The sequence below is a fragment of the Stenotrophomonas sp. genome (genome assembly GCF_031995405.1).
Taxonomy (GTDB): Bacteria; Pseudomonadota; Gammaproteobacteria; order Xanthomonadales; family Xanthomonadaceae; genus Stenotrophomonas.
On the sequence record NZ_DAMAGC010000139.1, the window covers coordinates 1 to 7,129 of the forward strand.

At 66.8% G+C, this 7,129-nt stretch carries 6 protein-coding genes; all 6 read left to right on the forward strand.

The features are described from left to right. The coding region (locus RTO53_RS17570) for a dihydrodipicolinate reductase C-terminal domain-containing protein (protein WP_312239016.1) at positions 1 to 166 on the forward strand (166 nt) is incomplete at its 5' end. A gap of 283 nt (positions 167 to 449) precedes the next feature. Next, the gene (gene carA, locus RTO53_RS17575) at positions 450 to 1,580 is read left to right on the forward strand and encodes a glutamine-hydrolyzing carbamoyl-phosphate synthase small subunit (protein ID WP_312239009.1); all 1,131 of its coding nucleotides are present in this window, start codon (positions 450 to 452) and stop codon (positions 1,578 to 1,580) included. After that, positions 1,577 to 2,128, forward strand: a complete 552-nt coding sequence (locus tag RTO53_RS17580; RefSeq protein WP_312239010.1) for a hypothetical protein — start codon at positions 1,577 to 1,579, stop codon at positions 2,126 to 2,128. Before carA ends, RTO53_RS17580 begins: the two co-directional genes overlap by 4 nt. Positions 2,129 to 2,179: 51 nt before the next feature. Further along, positions 2,180 to 5,422, forward strand: coding sequence for a carbamoyl-phosphate synthase large subunit (carB, locus tag RTO53_RS17585; protein ID WP_312239011.1), 3,243 nt, complete (start codon positions 2,180 to 2,182; stop codon positions 5,420 to 5,422). 8 nt (positions 5,423 to 5,430) lie between these two features. Then, positions 5,431 to 5,895: a transcription elongation factor GreA gene (greA, locus tag RTO53_RS17590; protein ID WP_026069738.1), complete on the forward strand. Its 465-nt coding sequence runs from the start codon at positions 5,431 to 5,433 to the stop codon at positions 5,893 to 5,895. A 1-nt stretch (position 5,896) separates the two neighbouring features. After that, positions 5,897 to 6,817, forward strand: coding sequence for a phosphoglycerate mutase (locus tag RTO53_RS17595; RefSeq protein ID WP_312239012.1), 921 nt, complete (start codon positions 5,897 to 5,899; stop codon positions 6,815 to 6,817). The last annotated feature ends 312 nt before the right edge of the window (positions 6,818 to 7,129 follow it).

Genomic DNA, 7,129 nt, shown 5'->3' on the forward strand with positions numbered 1-7,129 from the left:
GTTCACCGGGCTGGGCGAGCGCATCGAGCTGACCCACCGCGCCACCAACCGCGATATCTTCGCGCGTGGCGCCCTGTTCGCCGCCACCCAGCTGAATGGGCGCGCGCCGGGCAGCTACCGGGTCCGCGACCTGTTGGCCGGGGCCACGCCCGCCCTCGGCGGCTGATCTGCGGCCCTCCGGGGCGGCCTGAGCAGGCCCCGGCGTCACCGCCAAGGTTGAACAGGGCAGGGCCCGCTGCCTGAACCCCGGGCGGGCCCGTCACGGCCGTACGCCAGCGAATGCATGCAAACGCTGGCATCGCACGCCCCTTGCCTTTACAATTCCCGCTCGCCGAATCACGACAGCCGGACCGGTCCCGCACCGCAGTCCGCGCTTTTTTGCAGCCGCTTTTCAGCGTGCCGCGCGGCGTGACTTCGGTGACCCCATCGGTAGCCAAAGTGAGAATTCCGTGACCCAAGCCGCAATCCTCGTCCTCGAAGACGGCACCGTATTCGAGGGCGAATCCGTAGGCGCGCCCGGCCTGTCCGTCGGTGAGGTGGTGTTCAACACCGCCATGACCGGTTACCAGGAAGTGCTGACTGATCCTTCCTACGCCCGGCAGATGGTCACGCTGACCTACCCGCATATCGGCAACACCGGCATGACCGACCAGGACGACGAAGCCCACAAGGTGTGGTCGGCCGGCCTGATCGTGCGCGACGTTCCGCGCCGTCCCAGCAACTGGCGCAGCCAGGTGTCGCTGCAGGACTGGCTGCTGCAGCGTGGCGTGGTGGCCATTTCCGGTATCGACACGCGCAAGCTCACCCGCATCCTGCGTGAGCGCGGCGCCCAGAACGGTGCGCTGATGGCCGGTGACGGCATCAGTGTGGAGAAGGCGCTGGAAGCGGCCCGCGCGTTCCCCGGCCTGAAGGGCATGGACCTGGCCAAGGTGGTCAGCACCGACAAGTCCTACCCGTGGACCGAAGGCCAGCTGGACCTGGACAACAACGAGTTCGTCAGCGCCGCGCCGACGTACAAGGTGGTGGCCTACGATTTCGGCGCCAAGCTGAACATCCTGCGCATGCTGGCCGAGCGCGGCTGCGACATCACCGTGGTGCCGGCGCAGACCCCGGCCGCCGACGTGCTGGCGCTCAACCCGGACGGTGTGTTCCTGTCCAACGGCCCGGGCGATCCGGAGCCGTGCATCTACGCGATCGAGGCGATCAAGACCTTCCTGGACCGCAAGCTGCCGACCTTCGGCATCTGCCTGGGCCATCAGCTGCTCGCCCTGGCCTCCGGCGCGAAGACGGTGAAGATGGGCCACGGCCACCACGGCGCCAACCATCCGGTCCAGGACCTGGATACCGGCCGGGTGATGATCACCTCGCAGAACCACGGGTTCGCGGTTGACGAAGCCTCGCTGCCGGCCACCCTGCGGGTCACCCACCGCTCGCTGTTCGACGGCACCAACCAGGGCATCGCGCGCACCGACGTGCCGGCGTTCTCCTTCCAGGGCCATCCGGAAGCGTCGCCGGGCCCGCACGATGTCAGCCCGCTGTTCGACCGTTTCGTGACCCTGATGGCGGAGGCCAAGGCGTGACCCAGCGCGCCGCGTTGCTGCTGTTGTTGTGCTGCGCCCCCGGCGCGGCACAGGCCGCCCCGGCCGCCGCTGCCGAGGTGGACGCGTTGCTGCAGACGTTGAACAAGGGCTCGCTCGGTGCCTCGTCGGCGGCGATGATGGTCGCGGAGCTGCCAACGCTCAACGCGCTGGCCGAAAGTGATCGCCAGTGCGCGCACGCCTCCATCCAGTCGTTTTTCTACGGTCATGTGCGCCAGTCTTTGATCAGCAGCCTTGGCGAGGACGGTGATGCGGTCGTCGCGGACTGGTCGCGCTTCCTGGCCACGCAGTCCGGAAAGGGCTACCTGATCCTCACCGGCGCAGTTCCGGAGTCGGCGGCGGACGCGTCTATCGATGTCAAGAACGAGGCGTATGCCGCCGGATTCGAGGCCTTTACCGGTAGTACGTCCTTCAAGCGACTCAACGACGGTTTCGATGCAGTGCGCGCGCCCGACGAAATGGCGGTGCGGCTGAGCCAAGGATTGCAGGACCAGTGCCGGATCGCGCTGAAACCCGACGAAATTTCCTGATCGACAGCGTGCGATCACCCCCCGACACGCTGTACTGACTTAGAGAAGACAATGCCAAAGCGCACTGACCTTAAAACCATCCTCATCATCGGTGCTGGCCCGATCGTCATCGGCCAGGCCTGTGAGTTCGACTACTCCGGCGCCCAGGCCTGCAAGGCCCTGCGTGACGAGGGGTACCGCGTGGTGCTGGTCAACAGCAATCCGGCCACCATCATGACCGACCCGGAAATGGCCGACGCGGTCTACATCGAGCCGATCAACTGGCAGACGGTCGAGAAGATCATCGCCAAGGAAAAGCCCGACGCCCTGCTGCCGACCATGGGTGGCCAGACCGCGCTGAACTGCGCGCTGGACCTGGCCGACAACGGCGTGCTGGAGAAGTACAACGTCGAACTGATCGGCGCCAAGCGCGATGCGATCCGCATGGCCGAAGACCGCGAGCTGTTCCGCGTGGCCATGGGCGAGATCGGCCTGGAGTGCCCGTCCGCTGCGGTCGCGCACACGCTGGAAGAAGCGATCGAGATCCAGACCCGCGTCGGCTATCCGACCATCATCCGCCCGAGCTTCACCCTGGGCGGCAGCGGTGGCGGCATCGCCTACAACCGCGAAGAGCTGATCGACATCGTCACCCGCGGCCTGGAACTGTCGCCGACCACCGAAGTGCTGGTGGAAGAGTCGGTGCTGGGCTGGAAGGAATTCGAGATGGAGGTGGTGCGCGACACCGCCGACAACTGCATCATCGTCTGCTCGATCGAGAACCTGGACCCGATGGGCGTGCACACCGGTGACTCGATCACCGTGGCCCCGGCGCAGACCCTGACCGACAAGGAATACCAGCGCCTGCGCGATGCCTCCATCGCCGTGCTGCGCAAGATCGGCGTGGATACCGGCGGCTCGAACGTGCAGTTCGGCATCAGCCCGACCACCGGCCGCGTGGTGGTGATCGAAATGAACCCGCGCGTGTCGCGTTCCTCGGCACTGGCCTCCAAGGCCACCGGCTTCCCGATCGCCAAGGTCGCCGCCAAGCTCGCCGTGGGTTACACCCTGGACGAATTGAAGAACGAAATCACCGGCGGCCTGACCCCGGCCTCGTTCGAGCCGTCGATCGACTACGTCGTCACCAAGATCCCGCGCTTCGCCTTCGAGAAGTTCCCGGCCGCCGACGCGCGCCTGACCACCCAGATGAAGTCGGTGGGCGAGGTGATGGCGATGGGCCGCACCTTCCAGGAATCGCTGCAGAAGGCGCTGCGTGGCCTGGAAACCGGCAAGATCGGCCTGGACCCGACCGGCCTGGACCTGTCCAACGAAGACGACATCACCACCATCAAGCGCGAGCTCAAGGCCCCGGGCCCGGAGCGCCTGTTCTTCGTCGGTGATGCGTTCCGCGCCGGCTTCAGCGTGGAAGACGTGTTCGCGCTGTCGCACATCGACCCGTGGTTCCTGGACCAGATCGAAGAAATCATCCAGGCCGAAGCGCAGGTCGCCGCCGACGGCATCGACGCGCTGGACGCGGTGCGCCTGCGCAAGCTCAAGCGCGCCGGCTTCTCCGACGCCCGCCTGGCCGAACTGACCGGCACCAACGAAGCGGCCGTGCGCGCGCTGCGTCGTGCCCACAAGGTGCGCCCGGTGTACAAGCGCGTGGATTCCTGCGCCGCCGAGTTCGCCACCAGCACCGCCTACCTGTACTCGACCTACGAGGACGAGTGCGAAGCGGCGCCGAGCAACCGCGACAAGATCATGATCCTGGGCGGCGGTCCGAACCGCATCGGCCAGGGCATCGAGTTCGACTACTGCTGCGTGCACGCGGCACTGGCGCTGCGCGAGGATGGCTATGAAACCATCATGGTCAACTGCAACCCGGAAACCGTCTCCACCGATTACGACACGTCCGACCGCCTGTACTTCGAGCCGCTGACGCTGGAAGATGTGCTGGAAATCGTCGAGCTGGAACAGCCGAAGGGCGTGATCGTGCAGTACGGCGGCCAGACCCCGCTGAAGCTGGCGCGCGCGCTGGAAGCCAATGGCGTGCCGGTCATCGGCACCTCGCCGGACTCCATCGACCTGGCCGAAGACCGCGAGCGTTTCCAGCAGCTGGTCGACAAGCTCGGCCTGAAGCAGCCGCCGAACCGCATCGCCCGCAATGACCAGGAGGCGCTGCTGCTGGCGCGCGAGATCGGCTACCCGCTGGTGGTGCGCCCGAGCTACGTGCTGGGTGGCCGCGCGATGGAAATCGTCTACGGCGAATCCGATCTGGCCCGTTACGTGCGTGATGCGGTCAAGGTGTCCAACGATTCGCCGGTGCTGCTGGACCGCTTCCTGGACAACGCGGTGGAAGTGGACGTGGACATCATTGCCGACAAGGACGGCAACGTGCTGATCGGCGGCGTGATGGAGCACATCGAAGAGGCCGGCGTGCATTCGGGCGATTCGTCCTGCTCGCTGCCGCCGTACTCGCTGTCGGCCGAAACCCAGGCCGAGCTGCGCCGCCAGGTGGTCGAGCTGGCCAAGGCCCTGAACGTGGTCGGGCTGATGAACACCCAGTTCGCCATCCAGGCCGGCGAGAACGGCGAAGACATCGTCTACCTGCTGGAAGTGAACCCGCGTGCGTCGCGCACCGTGCCGTTCGTGTCCAAGGCCACCGGCATGGCGCTGGCCAAGATCGCCGCGCGCTGCATGGCCGGCAAGACCCTGGCCGAACAGGGCGCCACCAAGGAAATCGTGCCGGATTACTACTCGGTCAAGGAAGCGATCTTCCCGTTCGCCAAGTTCCAGGGCGTCGATCCGATCCTCGGGCCGGAGATGCGCTCCACCGGTGAGGTGATGGGCGTGGGCCGCAGCTTCAGCGCCGCCTTCGCGCGTGCGCAGGAAGCCGGCGGCATCAAGGCGCCGCCGCTGGGCAAGGCCTTCGTGTCGGTGCGTGACCCGGACAAGCAGCGCGTGCTGCCGGTCGCCCAGGCCCTGCTGGAGCGGGGCTACACCCTGGTCGCCACCCGTGGCACCGGCGCGTGGCTGCAGCAGCACGGCATGGACTGCGAGATCGTCAACAAGGTCGTCGAAGGCCGCCCGCACATCGTCGATTCGATCAAGAACGGCGAGATCGTGTATATCGTCAACACGACCGAAGGTCGCGCGGCGATCAACGACTCGTTCTCGATCCGTCGCGAGGCGCTGCAGCACCGCGTCACCTATTCGACCACCATTGCCGGCGCCAAGGCGCTGGTGCATTCACTGGAATTCCGCGGTACCGGCCCGGTCTGGTCGCTGCAGGAACTGCACAAGGAGTTGAACGCATGAGAGCACCGATCACCCTGAAGGGCGCGCAGCGTCTGCGCGAAGAGCTTGACCACCTGAAGTCGGTCAAGCGCCCCAAGGTCATCGCGGCGATCGCCGAAGCGCGTGAGCACGGCGATCTCAAGGAGAACGCCGAGTACCACGCCGCGCGAGAAGAGCAGGGCTTCATCGAAGGCCGCATCAAGCAGCTGGAAGGCGAGCTCTCGCATGCCGAGATCATCGACATCACCAAGCTCAACGCCGGCAGCAAGGTGGTGTTTGGTGCCACCGTCGAGCTGTCGGACGTGGAAAGCGATGAAGAGAAGCGCTACCAGATCGTGGGCGACCTGGAGGCCGACATCAAGCTCGGCCTGATCGCGATCTCCTCGCCGCTGGCGCGTGCGTTGATCGGCAAGCTGGAAGGCGATGCGGTCACCATCGACGCTCCGGCCGGCCAGCGCGAGTACGAAATCGTCAGCGTCCAGTACCTGGACTGACATGGCCACGGCGACGTTGTTGTTGCCGGCGCGCAGCCGCTTCCCGGCCGCGCCTTTGCCCGACGACGTGGCAAAGGCGCTCGGGCGCGCCGAGCGCAGCAGCGTCGACGTGGGCGAGCGTGCCCAGCTGCAGCGGCATTTCCAGCTGCAGCCGGCGCATTGGCCGGTGGCCGCACTGACCCGCCAGCTGGACGTCGGCGATGCCGGCGATGCGGTGTGGCTGCGCGCCGATCCGGCCAATGTGGTGCCGGACATGCAGGGCGCGCGGATGATGGGTCACGGCGACACGCTGCGGCCCGATGCGGAGGATGTGGCTCGGCTGCTGCCGGCGCTGCAGCCGCTGTTTGCCGGGTTCGGCTTCACCCTGGATGCTCCGGTGCCGTCGCGCTGGTACCTGCGCCTGCCGCCGGGAACCTCGCTGCCGGACTTCCACAGCCCCGATGACGTGCTCGGCGACGATCTGTTCGCGCACCTGCCCGAAGGCGATGCGGGGCGCCGTTGGCGGGCCCTGCTGACCGAAGCGCAGGTGGTGCTGCATACCCACGACTGGAACCAGCAGCGCGTGGCCGACGGCAAGCGCGCGATCAATTCGCTGTGGTTCTGGGGCGGCGGCGAGCGGCCGCAGTCGGTGCGCACCGCGCACGCCCAGGTGCGCAGCCGCGAGGCCCTGCTGCAGGCCCTGGCCAAGGCCGCCGGGCTGCAGGTCGACAACGAACAGCAGGTGGACGCCCTCGTCGACCTGCGCCAGCTGCGCTCGCTGGAACAGCTCGGCAATGACGCGATCCGACCGTTGCTGTCGGCCGTGCAGCGCGGCGAACTGCGGCGGCTGGTGCTGGATTTCGAGGACGGCGTGCGTTTCGAGATCGACAAGGGCCAGCGCTGGCGCTTCTGGAAGAAGCCGGTACAGCTCCACGACGCATGAGGCGCAGCCACCCATGGGGTGGCTCTACCAGATCGGCGTCACCTCGTAGAGCCACGCCATGCGTGGCTGCTCTTCGTTCCGGCACCGCGCGCAGCCACCCATGGGGTGGCTCTACCAGATCGGTATCACCTCGTAGAGCCACGCCACGCGTGGCTGCATTTCGTTCCGGCACCGCGCGACAGCCACCCATGGGGTGGCTCTACCAGATCGGCATCACCTCGTAGAGTCACGCCATGCGTGGCTGCTCTTCGTTCCGACACCGCGCGCAGCCACCCATGGGGTGGCTCTACCAGATCGGTATCACCTCGTAGA